The organism is Oceanirhabdus sp. W0125-5 (assembly GCF_027938815.1).
GTDB lineage: Bacteria > Bacillota > Clostridia > Clostridiales > Clostridiaceae > Oceanirhabdus.
Window position 1 is genome coordinate 4,170,872 of sequence record NZ_CP115913.1, and the last position, 23,153, is coordinate 4,194,024.

General features: G+C 31.8%; 29 protein-coding genes. 3 read left to right on the forward strand and 26 right to left on the reverse strand.

Translation table 11 applies throughout. From position 1 onward, the window contains the following. Window positions 1-38: 38 nt before the first annotated feature. From OW730_RS19400 to nadD, 6 genes are all read right to left on the reverse strand, one after another. Window positions 39-932: an RluA family pseudouridine synthase gene (locus OW730_RS19400; RefSeq protein WP_271225697.1), complete on the reverse strand. Its 894-nt coding sequence runs from the start codon at window positions 930-932 to the stop codon at window positions 39-41. Window positions 933-955: 23 nt separating this feature from the next. Beyond that, complete coding sequence (locus OW730_RS19405) at window positions 956-1,444, reverse strand: tetratricopeptide repeat protein (RefSeq protein ID WP_271225698.1); 489 nt, start codon at window positions 1,442-1,444, stop codon at window positions 956-958. Window positions 1,445-1,587: 143 nt separating this feature from the next. Further along, window positions 1,588-1,971: a RidA family protein gene (locus tag OW730_RS19410; RefSeq protein ID WP_250859835.1), complete on the reverse strand. Its 384-nt coding sequence runs from the start codon at window positions 1,969-1,971 to the stop codon at window positions 1,588-1,590. Window positions 1,972-2,015: 44 nt separating this feature from the next. Next, entirely contained in the window at window positions 2,016-3,317 is a 1,302-nt protein-coding gene (locus tag OW730_RS19415; RefSeq protein WP_271225699.1) for an LCP family protein, read from the reverse strand. Then, entirely contained in the window at window positions 3,314-3,898 is a 585-nt protein-coding gene (gene yqeK, locus OW730_RS19420) for a bis(5'-nucleosyl)-tetraphosphatase (symmetrical) YqeK (protein WP_271225700.1), read from the reverse strand. Before yqeK ends, OW730_RS19415 begins: the two co-directional genes overlap by 4 nt. 6 nt (window positions 3,899-3,904) lie before the next feature. Then, on the reverse strand, window positions 3,905-4,516 hold the full coding sequence (nadD, locus tag OW730_RS19425) for a nicotinate-nucleotide adenylyltransferase (protein ID WP_271229607.1): 612 nt from the start codon (window positions 4,514-4,516) through the stop codon (window positions 3,905-3,907). A gap of 198 nt (window positions 4,517-4,714) precedes the next feature. On the opposite strand from nadD, the gene OW730_RS19430 reads away from it, so the two are divergent. The 3 genes from OW730_RS19430 to OW730_RS19440 all read left to right on the forward strand — a co-directional run bounded on the left by OW730_RS19430 (window position 4,715) and on the right by OW730_RS19440 (window position 7,088). Next, window positions 4,715-5,152 carry a LytTR family DNA-binding domain-containing protein gene (locus tag OW730_RS19430; protein ID WP_271225701.1) on the forward strand — a complete coding sequence of 146 codons (438 nt, stop codon included), beginning with the start codon at window positions 4,715-4,717 and terminating at the stop codon, window positions 5,150-5,152. A gap of 12 nt (window positions 5,153-5,164) precedes the next feature. Beyond that, complete coding sequence (locus OW730_RS19435) at window positions 5,165-5,608, forward strand: DUF3021 domain-containing protein (RefSeq protein WP_271225702.1); 444 nt, start codon at window positions 5,165-5,167, stop codon at window positions 5,606-5,608. 148 nt (window positions 5,609-5,756) lie between these two features. Next, entirely contained in the window at window positions 5,757-7,088 is a 1,332-nt protein-coding gene (locus tag OW730_RS19440) for an alpha/beta hydrolase family protein (RefSeq protein WP_271225703.1), read from the forward strand. Window positions 7,089-7,128: 40 nt separating this feature from the next. Here OW730_RS19440 and yhbY read toward each other — a convergent pair whose 3' ends face one another. The 20 genes from yhbY to minC form a co-directional block, all read right to left on the reverse strand. Then, window positions 7,129-7,419, reverse strand: coding sequence for a ribosome assembly RNA-binding protein YhbY (yhbY, locus tag OW730_RS19445; protein WP_271225704.1), 291 nt, complete (start codon window positions 7,417-7,419; stop codon window positions 7,129-7,131). 32 nt (window positions 7,420-7,451) lie between these two features. Continuing rightward, a complete protein-coding gene (obgE, locus tag OW730_RS19450; protein ID WP_271225705.1) occupies window positions 7,452-8,729 on the reverse strand; it encodes a GTPase ObgE in 1,278 nt (425 codons plus the stop codon). Between the two features lie 159 nt (window positions 8,730-8,888). Further along, a complete protein-coding gene (gene rpmA, locus OW730_RS19455) occupies window positions 8,889-9,185 on the reverse strand; it encodes a 50S ribosomal protein L27 (RefSeq protein WP_271225706.1) in 297 nt (98 codons plus the stop codon). 3 nt (window positions 9,186-9,188) lie between these two features. Continuing rightward, window positions 9,189-9,518 carry a ribosomal-processing cysteine protease Prp gene (locus tag OW730_RS19460; protein WP_271225707.1) on the reverse strand — a complete coding sequence of 110 codons (330 nt, stop codon included), beginning with the start codon at window positions 9,516-9,518 and terminating at the stop codon, window positions 9,189-9,191. Window positions 9,519-9,523: 5 nt separating this feature from the next. Next, on the reverse strand, window positions 9,524-9,835 hold the full coding sequence (gene rplU / locus OW730_RS19465; protein ID WP_271225708.1) for a 50S ribosomal protein L21: 312 nt from the start codon (window positions 9,833-9,835) through the stop codon (window positions 9,524-9,526). A 167-nt stretch (window positions 9,836-10,002) separates the two neighbouring features. Beyond that, the gene (locus OW730_RS19470; protein ID WP_271225709.1) at window positions 10,003-11,367 is read right to left on the reverse strand and encodes a ribonuclease E/G; all 1,365 of its coding nucleotides are present in this window, start codon (window positions 11,365-11,367) and stop codon (window positions 10,003-10,005) included. A 237-nt stretch (window positions 11,368-11,604) separates the two neighbouring features. Then, entirely contained in the window at window positions 11,605-12,117 is a 513-nt protein-coding gene (locus OW730_RS19475; protein ID WP_271225710.1) for a GNAT family N-acetyltransferase, read from the reverse strand. Window positions 12,118-12,400: 283 nt separating this feature from the next. Beyond that, entirely contained in the window at window positions 12,401-12,547 is a 147-nt protein-coding gene (locus OW730_RS19480) for a hypothetical protein (protein WP_271225711.1), read from the reverse strand. Window positions 12,548-12,651: 104 nt separating this feature from the next. Further along, window positions 12,652-13,416, reverse strand: a complete 765-nt coding sequence (locus OW730_RS19485) for a GNAT family N-acetyltransferase (RefSeq protein ID WP_271225712.1) — start codon at window positions 13,414-13,416, stop codon at window positions 12,652-12,654. Window positions 13,417-13,442: 26 nt separating this feature from the next. Further along, entirely contained in the window at window positions 13,443-13,832 is a 390-nt protein-coding gene (locus OW730_RS19490; RefSeq protein ID WP_271225713.1) for a VOC family protein, read from the reverse strand. Window positions 13,833-13,915: 83 nt separating this feature from the next. Next, window positions 13,916-14,362 (reverse strand): VOC family protein, encoded by a 447-nt coding sequence (locus OW730_RS19495; RefSeq protein WP_271225714.1) that lies wholly within the window; start codon window positions 14,360-14,362, stop codon window positions 13,916-13,918. Between the two features lie 55 nt (window positions 14,363-14,417). Further along, window positions 14,418-15,014, reverse strand: a complete 597-nt coding sequence (locus OW730_RS19500; RefSeq protein ID WP_271225715.1) for a hypothetical protein — start codon at window positions 15,012-15,014, stop codon at window positions 14,418-14,420. A 246-nt stretch (window positions 15,015-15,260) separates the two neighbouring features. After that, a complete protein-coding gene (locus OW730_RS19505; protein WP_271225716.1) occupies window positions 15,261-15,956 on the reverse strand; it encodes a TIGR03936 family radical SAM-associated protein in 696 nt (231 codons plus the stop codon). After that, a complete protein-coding gene (locus tag OW730_RS19510; protein ID WP_271225717.1) occupies window positions 15,940-17,796 on the reverse strand; it encodes a TIGR03960 family B12-binding radical SAM protein in 1,857 nt (618 codons plus the stop codon). Before OW730_RS19510 ends, OW730_RS19505 begins: the two co-directional genes overlap by 17 nt. A gap of 139 nt (window positions 17,797-17,935) precedes the next feature. Beyond that, a complete protein-coding gene (locus tag OW730_RS19515; RefSeq protein WP_271225718.1) occupies window positions 17,936-18,781 on the reverse strand; it encodes a M50 family metallopeptidase in 846 nt (281 codons plus the stop codon). 67 nt (window positions 18,782-18,848) lie between these two features. After that, on the reverse strand, window positions 18,849-19,601 hold the full coding sequence (locus OW730_RS19520; RefSeq protein WP_271225719.1) for a M23 family metallopeptidase: 753 nt from the start codon (window positions 19,599-19,601) through the stop codon (window positions 18,849-18,851). Window positions 19,602-19,887: 286 nt separating this feature from the next. Then, window positions 19,888-21,003: a rod shape-determining protein RodA gene (gene rodA, locus OW730_RS19525; RefSeq protein WP_271225720.1), complete on the reverse strand. Its 1,116-nt coding sequence runs from the start codon at window positions 21,001-21,003 to the stop codon at window positions 19,888-19,890. 316 nt (window positions 21,004-21,319) lie between these two features. After that, complete coding sequence (gene minE, locus OW730_RS19530) at window positions 21,320-21,583, reverse strand: cell division topological specificity factor MinE (protein ID WP_271225721.1); 264 nt, start codon at window positions 21,581-21,583, stop codon at window positions 21,320-21,322. 11 nt (window positions 21,584-21,594) lie between these two features. Further along, on the reverse strand, window positions 21,595-22,392 hold the full coding sequence (gene minD / locus OW730_RS19535; RefSeq protein ID WP_271225722.1) for a septum site-determining protein MinD: 798 nt from the start codon (window positions 22,390-22,392) through the stop codon (window positions 21,595-21,597). Window positions 22,393-22,406: 14 nt separating this feature from the next. After that, on the reverse strand, window positions 22,407-23,048 hold the full coding sequence (minC, locus tag OW730_RS19540; RefSeq protein ID WP_271225723.1) for a septum site-determining protein MinC: 642 nt from the start codon (window positions 23,046-23,048) through the stop codon (window positions 22,407-22,409). Window positions 23,049-23,153 lie beyond the last annotated feature (105 nt).

The following is a 23,153-nucleotide window of genomic DNA, read 5'->3' on the forward strand; positions in this document are numbered from 1 at the left end:
GAAATAAATAGGGAACCAATTATGGTTCCCCTTTGTTTTTACTCTCTGTGTTTTTCAATACACTCTAATATATCATCTGGGAGTTCACACTCAGCCTCAACTGTCTCACCAGTATATGGGTGAGGTAATACAAGTTTATATGCATGAAGCGCCTGTCTGTCTATGTATTCATCTGTACTTCCATAAAGTTCATCTCCCACTATAGGGTGTCCTAAATGATTCAAGTGCACTCTAATTTGATGTGTTCTTCCTGTCTCAAGTCTAACCTTCAATAAAGACACATCAGAATATTCTTCCACAACCTCATAATGAGTTATGCTTCTAGCTCCCTCTGGAAATACTTCTCGCTTTATAGAGTCTTCACTTCTTCTCCCAATAGGAGCATCAATTGTTCCTTTTTTATTTTCTAATTTCCCTTTTACTAGAGCTTTATACTCTTTCACTATCCTATTATTTTGCATAGCTGTAGATATTTTCATATGAGCAAATTGGTTCTTGGCAACCATTACTAGACCTGATGTGTTCATATCCAATCTATTCGCCATTCGTACAATACAATCTTCTCCATTTTGTTCAAAATGATATTTTACTCCATTAGATAACGTCCCATTTGGATGACTCTTTGTTGGATGTACAACCATGTATGGATCCTTATTCACAATAAGAATATGCTTATCTTCATAAACAACCTTTATATCCATTTTTTCACCAGGTATATTTTGAGTTTCTTCTCTCTCAAGCTCTACCTTAACAATATCTCCAATAGCAAGAGTATTTGCTTTCCTTGCAACCTGGCCATTTAAAGTAATTCTCTTTTCCATAGATGCTTTCTTTATAAATCTCCTAGAGAGCTCAAATCTTTCCTTAAGAAAATCTACAACCTTATATCCTTCATATTCTTTATGAATAGTTTCTTCTAAGTAATTCTTCATTCTACACCTTCTATCACTTGTAATTATTCTTGTGCTATTTCTTCCTGTCCTTGTTCATCATTGTGTTCTTCATCAGCTACAACTTCATCTGCAGCTATAAGTTCTTTTTCTTCGTCATCTTTCTCATTTTCACCATCTGGATCAATGATATTATTAATTCTCTTCTCTAATTCCTCAACCTTATCAGCCTTACCCCATTCTTTGTACATATATTGAAGATTTCTTAAATCTTCTAAAAGAGTAAAATGATCTTTCCCTCTTAGGTTTTCCATGATTTTCAATGACTCAATCCCGTACTTCTCTGCCTCTTCAAAATTTCTAATTTCAGTATTTAGAACAACAAGATTATAACATGTTTGTGCCGTTTTTAAGTGCCCTGGTCCAAAAGCATTTATAGCTTTATCATATGCAGCAGATGCAACTTCTAAAGCAGTTTTGTAATCCTTTTTCTTAAAAAGCTTTCTAGTATGAGTTACTGAATAAAACCATGCAATTCTATCTAAGATTTTCACTATACATTCCCCCTAATTTGTTGTACCAACTATCAATATGTATATTTTAATAAGATATCATTAAACCTAATTATATAAGAAAATAATTTTTTTATCAAATAAACACTTCAGACTGTTACTATGTAACAGTCTGATTATGTATATTATTCAACTATAGCTATAAACTCCATTTCAACTGGTGCATCTAAAGGTAATTTAGCAGCTTGAACGCAAGATCTTGCAGGATAGTTTTCAGTAAAGAACTTTCCATAAACTTCGTTAATAGCAGCAAAATCATTCATATCTCTTACAAAAACAAGTGACTTAACTACTTTATCTAATGAAGTTCCAGCTTCTTCAAGGATCGCCTTTGCATTTTTTAAACACATTTCAGCAGCTTTCTTAACATCATCTTTAACTAATTCTTTAGTTTCCATATCTATTGGAAGCTGTCCTGAAGTATAAACTAAATTTCCAACCTGAACCGCTTGAGAATATGGCCCTATAGCAGCAGGTGCTTTTTCTGTATTAATTATTTTCTTTTCCATGTTACTTACCTCCCTGGTATTAACTAATAATGGGATATTCCTCATTATTTTACCTTAAGTATTATATCAAACTTTTCATGATTTTGCGATAATATTTCACATTTTTCCATACTTAACTCATATACCAAATAATCAATATTATCTGATAATTCCTCATTATAAAGCATTTCTGTATCTTCAACCTCACCAGTCTCATACACTACATTATTATATCCTAAAACCTTAAGCTTCTTTTTCAAGTCAGAAATCTTTGAATATTCACTATCATAAATAACTTTTATCTTCATTTCATTCCTATCAATATTTTTTATTCCATTTCCCTTTAATAATCTTATTAATTCTTGATTCTTATCTGGAGCCATTATAAACGAATCACGCTCTACCCCTTTAATAAATTGTCCTTTAACAGTATTAAACGTAATATCTTTCTCTTCTATTTCATTGAAATCCAGTACATATCTTGCTATTTCAACAACACTAAAATCTGTTTGAACATTTTTCCCTACAGCTTCAGCTACCATCCCAAGTTTCATATAACTTGATGGTTTTTTCAGTGCAATCATCATCTCTTTCATAAACCCCTGAAAGTGCTCTATTCTACTAATATCGTTATTAGGAAGAGTCCATCCATCATTATTCATTCTCCATCTTATATAATGTGAAGCCAACTCTCCATCTAAAGATACTGTTTCTCCTTTATTAAATCTAATATGCAAATCTTGAAGGTCATCATCATATTCCATATCATAAGGAATTTTAATATTAATGCTTCCTATTATATCAACAACTTCCTTAAATAATTCTATATCCACTAAAACATACTTATCAACTTTACACTCTAACTTTTTTTCAACAGATGATACGAGACTCTTTATCCCACCTAGTTTTAACGCCTCAGAAAGGTTAAAATAATCACCATTATCTTCAACACTCATATCTCTAGGAATTGAAGTTACATTAACCACTTTTTCATTATAGTAGTAATTAAGAAGCAGAATACTATCCGCTTCTCTCGTGTTTAAAATCGCATTTTCACTTAAATCTCCTTCGTCCATCCCAACTAGCAGCACATTAACGAATTCATTTTTAAATGTTTTTTTTTCTTTTTTAGGTGCAGCAATCTCTTCTGATTCATTATTCACCTTATCTTGGATCATTGCAAATTGCTTACTATCGTCTTTTTTAGTAATAGTCGCTAATCCTTTTCCACCTAACACACCAAGTACAATAGCACAAGCACTTGCAATAAGTATTAATAATATTGTAAGTACTCTATCTAGAGTAGATCTTTTCTTTTTTCTTCTTCTCTTTCTCTTCCTCGGTGTCGAATTTCTCTCTTCGCTCACTTCATTCCCCCCCAATCCATAAGAAAATAATTTCTTGCTAAAATTGTATCATAATCAATAATACCATTGTTATCTACAATGTATTTTATTGTATTATCCATAGCTTTCAATACACTCTCATCTAGATTCTTAAAGGCAATTTCTCTTACCTCTTCAACCCCTTCAAAACATCTATTAGGTTCAATATAATCTGCTATATAGATGATTTTCTCAAGGAGTGTCATATCCTCTTTTCCGGTGGTATGATACTTAACAGCATTTAAGATTTCATTATCTTTTATCCCTAAATCTTTCTCAGCAAGATACGCACTTGCATATCCATGATATATTTGTGGTTCTGCATTAAGAATTGCATTCTTATTTTCATCTTCAAATTTTATTATATCAAGGAGTATGTCTCTATGCAAATATTTTCCTACATCATGCAATAATGCCGCTGCTTCCACTTTCCTCTCATCACACCCATATTTTATTGCTAATTTTAGTGCTGTATCTCTAACCCCTTCTGTATGTTTCATTCTCTTATTGGGTAAAGTTTTTTCAACATATTCTCTGATTTCATTGATTTCTTTCTCTAACATTTAATATCACCTTTCGCATTTGTATAGACCTACTGACTTAGTAAAATGCTCAACATCTCTAGGCATAAGATGACCGCAATATCTATCCTCTTTCAACCTCTCCCTAATATCAGTAGAGGATATATCCAATCTTGGTATATCAAGCAAAATAATTTCTGTTCCATATGCTTTTTCTATTTTCTCTTTTCTTTCCATAACTTCATGATTCTTGAATCCACTTCTCACAAGAATTATAACCTTACAATTTTCAAATATTTTTTCTGGTTTCGCCCATTCATGAATATACATAAGACTATCAAGCCCAGCAATAAAAAACCACTGAGTATCTTTATATTTATCATTAAAGTATTTCATAGTTTCATAAGTATAACTCTTGCCCTTCTTTTTTATCTCATAATCACTGACAGTAAATTTTTCATTACACTCAACAACCATTCTAGTCATCTCCAACCTGAAAAATCCATCTGTAATAATCTTATCAGCTTTATGTGGCGGATCTCCACTTGGCATGAAAATGATTTCATCAAGATTTAGTTTCTCAAGTGCTTCAAATGCTATGTTAATGTGTCCATTATGTATTGGATCAAACGTCCCTCCGAATATTGCCTTTCTAAACATCAACTATCTTCCTCTCTGTTTACACATATCTATATTTTATCATAGATTTTCGTGAACAAATTACAAAAAAATTAAAAAATACCCAAACCACCTTATAATTAGAGGAATTTATTGGTTATTAACGAACTAATAACAATATAGCAAATTATGTGATTAGATTTTCATAAACAATAAATATTAATTTAAAGTGGTGATAGCATGAAAGTATCAATTCAAGAAATCAATAGAGAGCTAGAAGAAGAAATTATAATCAGATGTCATGAAGTAAATGATGATATTCTGAAATTGATAAATACATTAAAAAGAGATAGTTCTATACTGCTAGGTTATGATGAGGATAAGATTCACAGACTTAGATTCACAGATGTTTATTATTTTGAAACAGTAGACAATAAGGTGTTTATCTACTGTAAAAATAAGGTGTTCCAGTCCAAGGAGAAGCTTTATGCACTGGAAGAAATGTGCCAGGGAAAGAATTTTTTTCGTGCATCCAAATCTATGATAATAAACCTCACTAAAATATCATTTGTAAGACCTTCTATAAGCAGAAGGTTTGAAGCTAAGCTGGATAATGGAGAAATTGTATCTGTTTCTAGACAGTATGTACCAGCATTAAAAAAGATATTAGGTTTATAGGAGGAGATTAATATGAAATTAAAAGAATATATTAAAAAGTTTATTAGTGATAATTTAATCATATTTGCAATCATAGTAATATGTATTACTATACTCCGTCAGATTTTTGCACCAGATGAGTATTTTGAATTGAAAGATATTTTTAATTATATGATATGCTCTTTTGTAGGTAATTTGCCAAGTATAATCCTATATTCCTCAAAGGAACTGTCGGAAAAGGAACTTCGACTTAGAATAATTATTCATTTTGTTGTATTAGAAGTTGTTTTATTGAGCTTTACTAATGTATTTGGCTTCATATCTGGTATCAAAGAAACAATTTTATTTGCATTTCAGATTGCAGTAATCTATGTGCTGGTCAGATTTTTATCATGGATGGATGATAGGAAATCTGCTGATAAAATCAACGAGAAACTGAAGACTTTGAAATCTGATTCATGGGAGGACTTAGATTAATAATAAAGTTTATTGGCACCTTACTGCTCCTTTTTAACCTCTTACCTGTCTGTATATACATGCTACTTCTTATACCATATACATTTCACAATGCATGTTATATACTGATTTTGTAATTTTAAGTAACTAATAAAAAGGAGACTAACATATGGGAATAATTATACTCATAATCTCAGCGTTTATTGAGATTAGCTTTGCGATATACTGCATTGCAACAAAATCCAATCAAAAGAAAGTTAGAAGTGTAATCCGCATCATCGCATTTTTCACATTTATCATGTTTACTCTAATATCAGTTATCCAATGGAGCTTCCGCTGGAAACTTCTTGCGGCACTACTGGTTATTTTGACAATTATCAGCGTCATTTCGCTAATACGCAAGAAGGCAGATAGAAAAAACTATAAAACTAAAAATATCCTATTAAAAGGAATTGCCATGTGGCTTATTGTTGTTATAGCTGCAACACCTGCATTAATATTTCCTCAGTACAAGCTTCCTGAGATGACTGGTAAATACAAAGTAACCTCTTCTCTTTATACTTATACAGATGAAAGCCGTATTGAATCTTTCAAGGATACAAACGAGAATAGGAAGGTCACAATTGAATTCTGGTACCCTGTAGAAACCAATGACAAATATCCTTTGATAGTATTTTCTCATGGTGCTTTCGGAGTAAGTACTAGCAATACCTCTACCTATATGGAGCTTGCAAGCAACGGATATATTGTATGCTCCATCAGCCATGCCTATCATTCTATGTACAGCATAGACACTGACGGGAAACTCACCCTTGGGGATAACTCTTTCAAACAAGAGATCATTGATGTTAATAATGGCGTTTATGATAAAGAAACTGTATACAAGCTTGAGCAGAAGTGGCTGAAACTTCGCACTGAAGATATGAATTTTATACTGGATAGAATTATTAACAATTGCGAAGAGAAAGACTCTCCAGATTTCTATCAACTAATCGACACCCGTAAAATTGGTTTGATAGGTCATTCCCTCGGTGGCGCGGCAGGAGTGCAGCTGGGCAGGGATCGTGATGATATCAATGCAGTTATAAATCTAGACGGCGATTTAATAGGCGAATGCATGGGTGTTGTAGATGAGGAATATGTTATTAATGATTCCATTTATCCTACCCCTATACTTAATATTTACACTGATGTTATGAAGAAATTATATGATCATGTTGCTGTAAGTAACCCTGACTTTGTCAATCCAAAAGATTTGATATTATCCACTGCATCCGATGCATACGAGATTCATATAGAGGGAACGAATCATTTGAGCCTGACAGATTTACCTCTATTTTCTCCATTTCTTACGAATATAATAAACAGCTCTACAAAAAACAGCATTGTAGGGGGAGAAGCAGACAAATACTACGTTATTGAAACCATGAACAGTATCATACTTCAGTTCTTTGACTGTTATCTTAAGAACCAAGGAGAATTTCATACAACCTTTAATTAAATAAACAAAACAGCAAGCCTTTTTAGGCTTGCTGTTTTGTTTATGGTAATTCTATTGTCGGTTTCTTTTTACTCTCTCTATATAATACAACTGTATGCCCAATAAATTGAACAGTATCACATTCAAGTTCTTCACAAATGATACTAGCTGCTTCTTTAGCATCTAAGAAACTATTCTTTAGAATTTTAATCTTTATTAATTCTCTTTTCTCTAGAACGTCATCTAATTGCTTTAACATTTCATCTTCAACACCATTTTTTCCTACTTGGAAAATTGGATTAATCGTATTAGCCATTTTTCTTAAATAGGCTCTCTGTTTAGAATTTAACATATATTTATCACTCCTACTATACTTTCATAAATCTACAGAAGATATTCAAATTCAAAGTCTCTAACTCTAACAACATCTCCGTCTTGTATACCTCTTTCCTTAAGTTCGTCAAAAATACCTTTGTTTTTAAGAACCTTGTGGAAGTATCTTAAAGATTGAGGATCGTGAATATTAACAGCGTGAAGAAGTCTGTCTACAAAAGACCCTTCTACTACATATGCACCATCATCAGCTCTATGGATTTCATATGTGAAATGTTTCTCCTCATGTACGAACATTTCCTCCACTGGGATTTCCATTTCTTCAACTGGAATCTCACTAAGCAATCTTGAAGCTTCTTTCATAAGTTCTTCAACACCTTGACCAGTTGCAGCACTTATCTTGAATACCTTATCATATCCCATTTCCTTTACAGCTTTTTCAAACTCCTCAAATTTCTCTTCTTCAAATAGCATATCAGCTTTATTAGCAGCCACAATCTGTGGTCTATCCCATAGCTTAATACTGTATTTTTTAAGTTCTTCATTTATCTTCTTAAAATCCTCAATAGCATCTCTTCCTTCAATACCTGAGATATCAACAACATGTATTAACGCTCTTGTTCTCTCAATATGTCTAAGGAATTGAATTCCAAGACCAACACCTTCAGATGCTCCCTCAATAATTCCAGGTATATCTGCCATTACAAAACTTTGAGTTCCTGCTGCTTTTACTACACCTAGATTTGGCTTCAAAGTTGTAAAGTGATAGTTTGCTATCTTTGGCTTAGCTTTTGAAACTCTAGATAATAATGTAGACTTTCCTACGTTAGGAAATCCTAATAATCCAACGTCAGCTAATAGTTTCAACTCAAGAGTTATCCATCTTTCTTCTCCAGGCATACCTGGCTCTGCAAATTGCGGTGCCTGTCTTGTAGGAGTAGCAAACTTAGCATTTCCTTTTCCACCCTTACCACCTTTACAAACCATAACTCTATCACCCTTGTGTGCAAGGTCAGCCATTATTTTGTTTGTCTCAACATCTCTAACAACAGTTCCCATTGGGACTTTAATGATTAAATCTTCAGAGTTCTTACCATAACACTTACTCTTTCCACCATTTTCTCCTCTCTCAGCCTTATAGCTCTTCTTATATGTAAAGTCTAACAGAGTAGTCATTTGCGGATCTACTTCAAGTATAACTGAACCACCGTTCCCACCGTCACCACCGGAAGGCCCGCCAAGAACAACATACTTCTCTCTTCTAAAAGAAATGGCACCATCTCCGCCATCTCCAGATTTTACAAATACTTTCGCGGTATCTATAAACATATCGTATTTCTCCTTGATTTTCCATATTATTCTTACTATTTTATTATTCACTAAATATATATATATTATAACTGGAGTACTCACTTATTATATATCATGTTCAAGAAAAAGTCTTCATAAATATATAAAAAAGCACCCTATAAAAGGGTGCTTAAATTCTTAAGCTTCAAGCTCAACTTCCACTGGATATACGCTAACTCTCTTTTTAGATTTGCCCATTCTTTCGAATTTAACAACTCCATCAACCTTAGCGAAAAGAGTGTCATCTCCACCTCTTCCAGCATTAACACCTGGATGGATCTTAGTACCTCTTTGTCTAACTAAGATAGTTCCTGCTAGAACAAATTGTCCGTCTGCACGTTTAACACCTAATCTCTTAGATTCACTATCACGTCCGTTTTTAGAGCTACCTACCCCTTTTTTGTGAGCGAATAACTGAAGGTTAATTCTTAACATTACCTACACCTCCTCTTTCACGACTACCTTGATAAAATCACCATAAGATTTTTCAAGGTCTCTAATATTAATCATAAGGGTCTCAAGCAATACTTGACATTGCTTGATCTCTTCAATAGAGTTTCTTCTTAAGCTTAAACTTAAGAATCCGTCCTCTACTTCAATAATCGACTCTATCTTAATGACTTCACTAATTCCATTAGCTATGCTCTGCGCTAATACCGATACAGCACTGCAGACAATGTCTTCACCGTGTTCAGCATATCCCGCATGACCATCAATTATGTAGCCAACTATTAAATTGTTTTTGGTAAAAAAATCACATCGAATCATATCTACTAAGCTTCGATCTTTTCGATAACTAACTTAGTGAATGGTTGTCTATGACCGTTTTTCTTTCTGTAGTCTTGCTTAGGTCTAAACTTGAAGATTACAACCTTCTTAGCTTTCCCTTGAGCTGCAACTTTAGCAGTTACTTTAGCTCCTTCTACTACAGGCTTACCAACTACTAAACCGTCTTCTTTCCCAACAGCTAGTATTTCGTCAAATTCTACAGTTGACTCAACTTCAGCGTCTAACTTCTCAACGAAGATAGTATCACCTTCTTGAACTCTGTATTGCTTACCACCAGTTTTGATAATAGCGTACATTAAAAGCACCTCCTCTAACCAAGTCTCGTCGCTCGGGTGGTTCACTAGGAACGTCTTTTTAATTACCCTACGCGTACGGCTACAAGTGGTATTGTATCACAACAAAAATACTTTGTAAAGAATTTTATAATAAAACTTTTTAATTTTGCTATATGATTACTATTCTTCTAAAATACCTTATATCCAATCACGAATTCGTCATTATAGCTTATAACTAAATCTACATTTTTGTTAAAAATTTTATTTTTTGTTTGATTAAATTCTTTTTCAAATAAACCTTTGAAAAAAGTATTAAGTTTAATATTTAATCTAGGTATGTTTTTATTTTTTTGTACCTCTATGGCACCTGCTGCATTATGAATAATTCCAAGTATCAGCTCTCTTGATTCTTCTTTATTTATCTCTCTTTTGCTACATAGGTCACTTTCATAAATATCATCTAAGATTTCATATAAAGTTACCCCTTTTCTATTTCTAGCTATCTCCACCAAACCTAGTTCTCTATTAAAAAACACCTTGCTTTTAACGGTATCTTCATTCATCTTCTCACTTATTTTCTCTGCAAGAGCTATAATCTCATCTTTGCGATCAAAGTTAACAAAATCTATAATTATCATTCCATTTAGATTTCTCTTCAATATCTCTCTGCAAATAAATTCAGCATTTTTATCATTAACAATTGATTTATCTACATTGCCGCTATTTATATCGATGGAGTACAACGCCTCTCCTCTATCAATCACCATACTCCCGCCTTCTGGCAGGCTAACTTTCCTCTTGTAACTATTTACAACATCACTAATAAAGTCTCCTATTTTGAGTCCTTCAAGTTCTTTATTTGTTATATATTCATCTCTATCTTTACCATTGATTTTTGTTAAATAAGAGGACTGTACAACAGTACACTCTTCTTTCTCGCCCCTAATTACTCTACCTAACATTCCTCCACTGTCATATATTTTTCCTACCTTATTCCAATACTGACCTTTTCTCTTTACTTCCCTCAAAATATTTAGACTCTCTTCTAAATCACCTTTCAGTACTTCTGTATCATCACAATTCTTAATGTTACTCCTAACTAAAATCTCACCATCAAAATCCCTGGAATATTCTTTAAGGATATTCCACAATTCCTCTCTTATTTCATCCTTACTCATACTTCTGCTCACAGAAATTTTTTTACGTCCGTTCTTTCCCACAATATATTTACCTGGTACAGTGTATCCTAAAGATACCTTCGCGCCTTTTTCACCTTTTTCTCCTCGTATAATCTCACAAGTAACATACTCACCCTTTGATACCTTCTCAAATTTCTTTAAAGGCAAAATAGCATTCTTATCACATCCTATATTAACAAAAGCATTTTTCCCACTTTTATCAATGGATTCTATTCTCCCTATATGTATATTTCCTTCACTAGCTCCACCTTCAATTGTTGGTTCAAAAAAATTTTGAACCAATTCATTATCCTGATATATTCCTATATATTTATATTTATTACTTTCAAAAATTCTAATTTCTCTCAAGTTCATTCACCTCCCCATGATTATATCATAAAAGTTTTCTCATCTCTTTAAGAAACCATTCAAAAATTAGTCTTTGTTTTCATTCAATTGTTTACCAAAAAAATCCAAATCATCATAGCTCATATTCCATAATAATAAAACATCTATGGCTATGCTATTTATTATTTGATTTGCTGCATTATTGTATCAATTATTTACTATTAATAATTACCTAAAATTTATTACTAACTTTCATTTATTAAACTACACTAAATTTTCACCATATAATGTCATTGTATATGAATTAAACTTTGGGTTCTTTACATGCTCTTTAAGCACGTCTTTCACAAACCCTACTTTTTCATAGCATCTAATTGCACTTTTATTAAACTCAAATACTCCTAATACAACTTTTTTAAACCCAAACTCCTCAACAGCTATCTTAACAATTTCCCTAAGAGATTTTTCCCCATATCCATTTCCCCTATAAGATTCTTCTATTAAGAATCTTCCAATAACAGCTATTTCAGGATTATTTTCAGGAAGAAATAATTCTATTGTTCCTATCATTTCCCTAGTATTCTCTAATACAATCTTATAAATATATATCTTAGATTTTAAATTTTTATCTTCTAATCTAGTTATAATCTGTTCTTCTGTTATAGGATATGTATAGTAACTCCCAGCCCACTGCATTAAAAAATCCGCATCTTTATCTTTGTTCCAATCTAAAATATTTATGATATCTTCTTTTTCCAAAGCTATTAATTTGACCATTTCTCTACTCACTCCTTTATATATTAATCTCTACAAGATAGCTCTCTTTTTTAAGATAATGTTGAAAACTTTTTTTGTATCCTAACCCTTATTATACCATTAAGACTTAGAGTATTTTCAACATCTTTTTAAAAAAGAGAGCTATGTTAAAATTATATTTATAAAAAAACACACCACCTTACAAGAAGCGATGTGTATCTATTCTTATTTTTTATTCAAACTTCACTTCCAGAATGGGATGTCTTCTTTAGTAGTTTTTTTAATCTCTACTACCCATACATTATTAATCCTCACTTTCAATTAACGCTACAAACAAATGACTTTTTTCTCCTGGAATTTTATACATACCTAGCCCATTTAAATAATTCACTGCCATCGCTGTAATTTCATAACATCTATCAATGAATTCATTAAACTGTTCATCTGTCATTAGTAACACATCCTGTCTATTTTATTTATACTCATTTGCTTTTTATATCTGATTAATAAACAAAGTATTGCGAATATTATAGAAAAAAATAATTCAATGTATTATTATTTTGTGTTATATGAAGCACGTCCTGCTTCTGCTGAAAACAAATGTCTGAAACCTGCCTCATAGCAAAGTCTTTCTGAAGTTTCATGCGCTGGCCATTGAAAACAATTCATTAAATAATTTTCTCTACAATAATCCGTCACATAAGAAAGAAGTTCTCTTGCATATCCCTTTTTTCTGTAACCTTTTGAGATAATTATATAGTCAAATCTACAGCAATCATATTCAGAAATATGAAAATATGTAATAGCAACAGCTTTATTTTCTTTATATCCAACAAAAACCCTATATTTATTAGAATTTATACCGTTTTTTATAACCTCTATTTCATGACTCTCATTGGATGGAATGCAGATATCCATCGCAATACGTTCATCCCATTCAGTAATTAATTTAATCTCAAGATTATTACTGCTTTTTATATTATTTTCAGCAGTCAATACCATAAAATTATTAGGACCTTCAATCCATATAGAATATCCATGTTTTTTAAATATGGTTTCCTTTTCTTTAAAATATCCTTCGTCTTCCACAGCTTGATAAATATTTGGAGCTATATTCATTTTAGTATAAAATTCTGTTATAAAATCAAGCACTAAACCTAAGTCCTCTATTTTATTTCTATAGATAACTGCATGATTGCTATCGTATGAGTTTTTATTTTGTTCATTATAGAACAGTATCCCAAAATCTCTTTCTTCAAATTTAGAAAATGTTTTCGGAAACATATCTTCTTCAATCTTGATAACTTTAATGTTATTCATTGTTTTCCCCTTCCCATTTTTTTTAATCACTCGTTAGATGAAACAATTTCAATAAGATTACCTTCTGGATCAGCAACATAAGCTTCTCGCAGACCATATGGCTTGGTATCAGGTTTACTAACAGGTTCTGCACCTGCTTTTAATAATCGTTCATACTCCTTGTCCACATCTTCGTATTTTGGAACCCCAAAGGATAGCTGCATTGTACCATTTAATCCCTTAGGATAAGAAATTGGTATTGATGATAAGTTTTCCCTTTCACCTCTTGTACATAAATTAAAGAAAAACCCGTCTTCCGTTACAAATCCAGCAAAACCATCCATTTCAATATTTTGTTTCATATTCATTACATCCCTATAGAAATTCACCATTACATCCAAGTTTTCTACAAAGAAACCTATAGCTCCCAATTTCATCTTAACTCCCCCTCTAATTTAAATTATCAGACCCTTGCTATAATATTTCATTTTTATAATTTTGATTTATTCTTAGCTAAATCCTATTCAATCTCCCCATTATAGTTACCTGTGATTTCTAACTGATTTCCATCTGGATCTTCAATTGTGAATAAATAATAAGGTGCTGCAACATTTAGATACATAATTGGTGATACTTGACCTATATTTAAGTTTTTAAGTCTTTCATACTCTTCATTTAAATCATCAACATAAAAATTTAAAACAAAATTATTACCATAAGTTATTTTATAATCTTTATATCTTTTTAAGTATTCTTTACTATAAATCCCTTCCAAACTTTCACCACTATTCATCTTTTCGTCATCATACTTTTGATTCATAAGAGCAATACATTTACCTCCAAAATCAAACTGCGCCCATCTATTAAAATTTTGAGAACTAACCTTCATTTCAAGCAACTTTTCGTAAAAATCAAGTGACTTCTCCATGTCTTTTACATATAAATATGTTGAACCTAATTTTAGCATTTATAAATCCCTCCAATATTTTTAAATAACCTCTTTTATTTTTTGTTATATATCTTTATTTAAAATAAATTTTAAGTACTAGTCCCCAACCTGCTGATTTTACTTCATCTTCAATGCTTTTTCCTCCAATAGCAAAGGAACCTTCCTTTGCAATTAACCCCCAGACAGTAATTTCTTCACTATCACTTACTTTGAGTTCATCCTTTAACTCAACAAGTCCATAACCCCAATCTTTTTCAAATCTATTTATACTTTGCGCTCCTCCACCATATCCCTCATCATCACCAATAAATGATTTCAGTATCATAGAATCCGATTTCTTAAAATCAGCACCAAGTCTGTCCATTAATAAAATAGTAATTTCTCCATCAAATTCATTTTTATCAATAAATGTTGAAGTTACATTTTGCAACTCCTTTATTTTTCCATTCTCCCATAGCTCATATTTAAGACATATGTTGTCCTTTTTACCATGATATTTAACTTTAATATTTCCTGTAATCATGTCAAAATGAGATTCTAACTTTTTAGCTTTGCCTTCAAAAAGTTTACTAGGAATCACTTTAACATTATTTTCAGAAACATCATTCTTCATAGTACATCCCACATTTATAAATAATAAAATAAAAATAAAATAATAAATTTTTTTCATTACTAATTTCCCCATTATATTAAACTTTTTTTGTATTGCATACCTTATTATACCATCATAACTCGTCCTATTTTCAACATCTTTTTAAAAAAGAGAGCTATATAAAAAACTTTTACTAATAAAACTACACACCACTTTTCTGAAAGTGATGCGTAGCAACTTTTATCCTATTTTTCCCCAATTAAAAAGGCTCTGACCTAAGTCAGAACCCTCCTAATATATTCTTTATTATTTTTTCTATAATCTTTACTTAAAGTATCTTTCTAATTCAACAAGAGTACCATCCTTATCAGCATACATTTCATTTCTTTCAACATATACAAATGCATCTGTATCAACACCCTCTATGTTTTTCGAAATATACTCACCTAAAAGGTTTGCTGATAGATTAGATCTGCTTCCACAGTTAACAAGAGCGTTTAGTATTAGCGAATCTTCCATAGGCCAGAATTTCAAATCTTTAATTAAAGGCTTTATGTCAGCTTCTTTCTTACCTTTCTTACTCTTCTTAAGAGTTATGAAGCTCTCCTTCTTCATAAGTTCTTTAAGTGATTCTTCTGCTTTTTTAGCATCAGTACACTTTAATTTGATTGCATATCTTGCAGCATCAATAAGAGCCATAGCTTGTGGTGCTTTTTTCTCTGTTTTTACCTTGCAGGCATTTAAGAATTTAATTCCACTAACTGTAACCTCATTTAATCTGTTAACTAATTCTTTCTCATCCATTTCTGTCTCTAATACAAGGTCAAGATATTCACCTTTTGAACTCATACCAACTGATAATGGCTGAGCTATAGACATTATGATATGAGGGTTGAATCCCTGTGAAAATGCAACATCTATCTCGCTTCTTCTTATTAATCTTTGTATTGTTTTCATTAAATCAAGATGCGCTAAAAACTTTAGCTTATCTTCTTTAGTATATTTAATCAAGTAACGCATTCTCGAAGCACGCTCCTTCCCCAAATGATGTATTAACTCCACAACCAAGACACACTTCTCTACAATCTGGTGAAGTTAAAGCAGCTTTAGCTTTTTCATTTTCATCAATAAGGAATTGCTTTTTCACACCGATATCGATGAAATCCCATGGAAGAACCTCATCATAGCTTCTCTCTCTATACGCATAGAACTCACCATCGACTCCACAATCTTCCATAGCTTGCTTCCATATATCAAATTTGAAGTGTTCACTCCATCCATCAAACTTTGCACCTAACTCATATGCACGTATGATTACATCACATATTCTTCTATCTCCACGTGCCACAACAGCTTCCATGAATGATACATCTGATGCGTGATAGTTATAATTTATAGCTTTTCTTTTAATGCTGTCCTTAAGTGCATAAATTTTCTTAAGTACGCTCTCTTTTCTTTCTTGAGGTGCCCACTGGAAAGGAGTGAATGGCTTAGGAACAAGTATAGATGTACTAAGTGTAACTGTAAGCCCTTTTTTTCTTTCCTCTTTAGGAACAGCATAATAAGCATCAACTACCTTGCTACCTAATTCACCTATTCCCAATACATCATCAAGATTCTCATATGGAAGTCCTACGATGAAGTATAACTTAACTCTTGACCAACCTGCCTTGAAAGCACTGCTTGTTGCATTTATTAAATCTTCTTCAGTAACATTCTTATTTATTACATCTCTCATTCTTTGTGATCCTGCTTCAGGAGCTAAAGTAAGTCCTGTTTTTCTTACCTTTTGAATCTCCTTTAAAAGATCAACAGAGAAAGAATCTATTCTTATTGATGGAAGAGAAATACCAACTCTTTTTTGTTCAAATTTTTGAGTAAATTTATTAATAAGGTTAGTAATATCAGAATAATCACAGATACTTAATGATATCAGTGAAGTCTCATTATATCCTGTTTCCTTTAATAACTCTTCAGCTTGTTTTAATAAAGTCTCTGTCTTTCTCTCTCTTACAGGTCTGTATATAATACCTGCTTGACAAAATCTGCATCCTCTTGTACATCCTCTGAATGCCTCAAGTGTTACTCTGTCATGGACAACTTCAGTGAATGGTACAATAAGTTTATTAGGGAATTCTGCCTCATCAAAATCTAAAACTATTCTCTTCTTAACTGTAGCTGGAACATCCTCATATAAAGGCTTGAATTCTTTAATTGTTCCATCCTCATTGTAATCAACAGTGTATAAGCTTGGAACATAGAAACCTTCAATATTACTTGCTTCTCTTAAAAATTCCTTCTTGCTCTTTCCTTCTGATTTACACTTTTTATATAAATCAAGAAGATCATTAAGCATCTCTTCTCCCTCACCTAATGCAACTATGTCAACAATATCATATAATGTTTCAGGATTATAAGCACAAGGTCCACCAGCAAGGATTATTGGTTCTTCCTCTCCTCTTTGTGATGCTCTTAGTGTTATTCCTGACATATCCATCATATTTAGAATATTTGTATAACTCATCTCATATTGCAGAGTGAAGTTTACTATATCAAATTGTTCAAGGGGATCTTTAGTTTCAAGAGCATATAAAGGAATATTATTTTCCCTCATTTCCTTCTCCATATCCATCCATGGAGCATATACTCTCTCACAATAAGTATCTTCTCTTTGGTTTAATGTATAGTATAAAATCTTACTTCCTAGATGTGACATTCCAACTTCATAAACATCTGGGAAACAAAAAGCAAATCTTATATCAACAGAATTTTTATCTTTTTCAATTGAATTTAATTCTCCCCCAATATATCTAACGGGTTTTTCCACACGACTTAATATTTCATCAGTGATTCTGTTCATCATTTTCCTCCTGTATATGTGTATTCATTATAATATAATATCACAAGCACCATAAGAGGTAAAGTATATATAATCTCATCACTTCAAAACCCTGCTATATTCCTGATTAAAGCTATTTATTTACCAAAATATTTCTGTTTTATAAAGTCTTTAAGAATTCTCTTAAGGTCACATTACCGAAATTCTTCAATCCTTTTATAAGTTCATCTTCATAGAACATATCCACTACCTGCATATCATCATTAAGAACTAAAAATGTGCTAAATCTATACTTGTCTACATAGCCCATTGCATCAAGCAAATCAATATTTTCATGAATGCATATTGTTCTACCCTCAATATATTTCTTTTTTTTGAACCTGACTTTTTTTCTCACCATATCCCCCATTATTAAAAATGCTGATTTTTTCATCTCACTATATGATGCTAAAATTATAAATAGTGTTATAAGCCCAAATGTAATATTCTTTTCCCCACTAAAAATAACTATAAAATAAAAAAGCATAAAAACTATGCCTATTATTAAACTAATTGTATATGCAATCCTATTAGCTTTCTTGAAATTCATCTTACACCCTAAGATTCCTCGTAATACCCTTCCCCCATCTAATGGATATGCAGGTATCAAATTAAACAGCCCCAATGTCAAGTTGCTATAAAACAGCATTTTGTATACCTCAACACCCCTATTCCCATTCCAAAGGACAAAAGAAATAATTGCCAGAATGAGATTGAAACAGGGGCCAGCAATACTTATAATAATATCTTCACGAGGAGTAACATCATTTAAACTATCCATTTTTAATACTAACCCAATAAAAATAAACCTTATCTTCCCTTTGTCATATCCCAATATCCTTGCTGTAATATAATGTACTAATTCATGAAGGAAAACCAGGAGAAATGCTATAAGAATCTGCCCATGAAATCCCAAGATTACCAATAAGAGAATATACGCCACAATAACCAAAAATTTCCTAAACATTCTCCCTCCTTAATAGTATTAAAATTACTCTATTAACTATATCTAAATAGTTTCACATAAAAATACCTTATATCCCGTTTACACTCATATATTTAGCTGGATTTTTTTCCTCACCCATGTAACGAATTTTAAAGACAACAGCAAACTCTTTATTATCATCTAAACCAGCAGAGCCAATAATCTCACCAGTACCTATAGTATCTTTTTCTTTATAATATACTCCATTCAAATTGCTATATACCGTTTCTACCCCTCTTCCATGGTCAATAATTACAGTCACTTTCCCATCTTCATCATTTGTTATCTTCTTTATCTTTCCCTCATAGGAACTTCGAACAACCCCATTAAATGAGCTGCTTATAATCAATTCCTTCTCATTATCAAGATTATTAGAACTTGATACCTTTCCTTCTATAGGAAGAAGAAACTCCTCTTTCATTAAAGAAAAAGCCCCTCCACCAGTTACCTTATCTATCACCCCATCAATTTTTACAATGCAGCTTTCTTGAAATTCTTTAAACGAAAAGTCTTTTATCTCATCACTCATATCCCAAGTTACCAAATATTTATTCATATTACCTCTTATCTTCGCATTTACTGCTTCCCCGAAATACGGGCTCGATATGTACACACCTGCAATTATTATTACAACTATAAATTGATAAATAAATTTTTCTGCAAAAGTCATTCTCCGTGCTGGATAACTCCTATGATAACTCCTGCTTCCCTCCCTGTATTTATACACATCATTATGCCCCCTTTCATCTTCACCAGAAATCCGTTTATAATAATTTTTGTACAAGTCATTATAATTTCCCATATTATCCTCCATTGTATAGATATCTCAGCTCAATAATTAATTTATACATGTACAAAACAAGTTAAACCATCATGATGTTGATACAAGTATAAATCAAATTTCGCCGTAGAATCTCTATATTAGTTTCATTCTAATTTATATTTTCATAAAGATAAAATTATTACAAAAAGCCTCTATTAAAAAGATAATTGAAAATTGTAATTTACGTAGTTTTTATCATTAGTTAATCAATTTTTTATACAAAAAAGACACCTTATTAATTAAAGTGTCTTGATTTAACTTATATTTAGAAGTTTATTTTCTTTCTTCTCATTCCTATATTAAGTATTAACCCTATTCCTATAAAGTTAGTTAACATTGAACTTCCTCCATAGCTTAAAAGTGGAAGTGTAATACCTGTAACTGGCATTAATCCTATTGTCATCCCCATATTCTGGAATATTGAAAACAAGAAGGATGATGTAATTCCTACACAAATTATCTTTCCAAATATGTCTTTAGATTTTTTTGAAATGTGTATAAATCTTACAATCAAGTATCCATATAATAAAAGAATGAAAATTGCACCCATCAGTCCCCATTCTTCTCCTATTACTGCAAAAATAAAATCCGTATGGGACTCTGGTACAAATAAATACTGACTTCCATTTCCATATCCTAGTCCTGTTACTCCACCTGAACCAATTCCGATTAAGGACTGCTTTAACTGAAAGCTATAATCTCTTGAGTATGCCTCTGGATTTACAAATGCCGTTAAACGGCCCTTCCAATATGGTTTCATAAGTGGCGAATTCCATATAACTACAATGAGACCAAGTAACCCTGTCAAACCTCCAAAAATTACTCTTAAATCCAATCCTGCAATAAAAACTATCCCAAGAACAGTAAAGAAGCAAACCATTGTCATCCCCATATCAGGCTGTATCAATATTAAAACCATTGGTATAAAAGCATAGAAACATAGTATAAAGAAATTCTTAAAATTATTTATCTTTCCTTCCATATCATCTAGTTTTTTTGCTAACATGATGATTAGTCCAATTTTTGCAAATTCAGCTGGCTGAATAGCTCTACTTCCTATACTTATCCATCCAGTTGCACCATTTACGGTCTCTCCCATAAAATGATTAAATATCAATAATATTACACTAGCCCAATATATCAACGGGGCATAATTAGCAATAACCATATAATCTATCAAAATTATTATCCCTACAGTAATTAAACAAATAACCAACCAAGACATTTGAAGTTTAAAGTATGGAATTACGGAATGTTTTCTGGTATCACTATAAATATTCATAGCCCCAAAAACAACTAACATACTGCAAACTATCAAAATATCATAGCTTAAGTATCTAAATAGTTTTTTATTTATTCTAAAGTTCAATTTATGCAACATACACTATCCTCTTTCTTAACTTCTGTAATATCTAGAGATTTAAGTTCAATAATTTATTTATACAAAGGTCTAAGATATATCTAATTTTTATCAAGATACAAATAAAATACCACTAAGAATTCTCTATAAATAAATTATATCATACATAATTCCCAAGCATAATTTAAATTTTGTAAAAATGTTATTAATTTCGCAGTATTAAACTATTTTTTTAGAAAACAATAAGGAAGCTATTTGAATAATCTAATAACTTCCTAAACTTAATCTAAATATTGTTTAAACTCTGCGATCCTTCATATGAATTTCAGCAGCATGATTACTTGATTCTTTTTATTGGTATACTAGCAATTAGTGCTGGTGACCCATTAGGTATCTCATCCATATTAGCCATTTTCACATCTACATCCCCATTATCTATCTCAACATACTTAGAGATACAGTTTAAAATATCTGCTTTAATATTATCAAGTAAATCAGGTGATAAAGTTGCTCTGTCGTGAATAAGGATAAGTTTCAATCTATCAGATGCCACGTCCTTTGCTGATGTTTTACTAGAAAATAATTGCTTTAACAAATCCATTTTAAGTCCTCCTACTTCACTTTAAATAACTTCTTAAGAGTTGACATAAACCCATTACTAGCCCCTGATAAATCTAATAAAGGTATATCTTCTCCTGTTATTCTCTTTGCGATATTCACAAAAGCTTGTCCCGCCATTGCTTGATTATCTAGTGCGATAGGTTCACCCTTATTTGTAGCAATAGTTACACCCTTATCTTCTGGTACAACCCCTATAAGTTTAATAGCAAGACAGTTGATAATATCATCAACTCCAAGCATTTGACCTTTTTGAGTCATCTCATAGTTCATTCTGTTTACAATAAGTTTGTGATTTTCAAATCCCTTTGAATCTAATTTTCCAATAACTCTATCTGCATCTCTAACAGATGTTATCTCAGGATTAACAACAACAAGCGCTCTATCAGCTCCTGCCACAGCATTTTCAAATCCTTGCTCTATTCCTGCTGGACAATCTATTAATACGTAATCAAATTCTTCTTTCATTCTATTAGTAAGTTCTAACATAGCATCTCTGCTTATGTCAGTTTTATCCCTAGTCTGTGCAGTAGGTAATAGAAATAGCCCTTCAAATCTTTTATCTTTTATTAGAGCTTGTTTTAATTTGCATTTTTCTTCAATTACATCAACAATTGTATAAACGACTCTATTTTCTAACCCCATCAAAACATCAAGGTTTCTTAATCCTGTATCACCATCAACAACAACAACTTTTTTTCCTAATGATGCAAGTGCTGTCCCTATATTAGCAGTTGTAGTAGTTTTTCCTACTCCACCTTTACCTGATGTTATAACGATAGCTTCTCCCATTATGTTCCCTCCATCTATAAAAATTTATTTGGTAAATATGGTTCTATTATTATTTGTCCATTTTTAACTTTAACAACCTCTGGGTAATTTGGTTTAAATTCTTCCTCTGGAGAACGTGAAATGTACTCCCCAATCCTAACCAGTGCTGGCTGCATATTAAACGCAGCAATTATTGCAGAATGATTACCGTTACATCCAGCATGTACCACGCCTTTAAGTGACCCCATTACAATAATATTGCCTTGTGCTGTAACCTCTGCTCCTGGATTTACATCCCCTATAATCACAATATTCCCATTATAATTTATTACTTGTCCACTTCTAACGCTTTTTCTAATAAACTTTGTTCTACCCTCATAAATTCCATTAAACTTCTTTTTCTTTACTTCTTCAAATTCCTGAAACTCTTTGAAGGTACATTCTTTAACTTCCAATACATTATACAAAAAAGCCTTTATTTCATTAATTGCTTTATCACTAAGTTCATTTAATTGCGTTGTAAGAATCAAAGAAGAATTTTTATAAAACTTCTTTGAGGACTTTAATTTTCCTTTAAACATATGTAACATGTGTCTCTCATCTTCAAACGCATCAAGATTGATTACAATATTAAGTCCTTCACTATATCCTTTAATTGTTATGCCTGTTGGTTTCATAATCTTTATCTACCCTTCTGCTGTTACATTTTCAAAGCTATTAATCCCTCTTTTCTTAAATATTCAACATAACTCAATAAACTCCTTCTAGTTTCCACTTTTTTT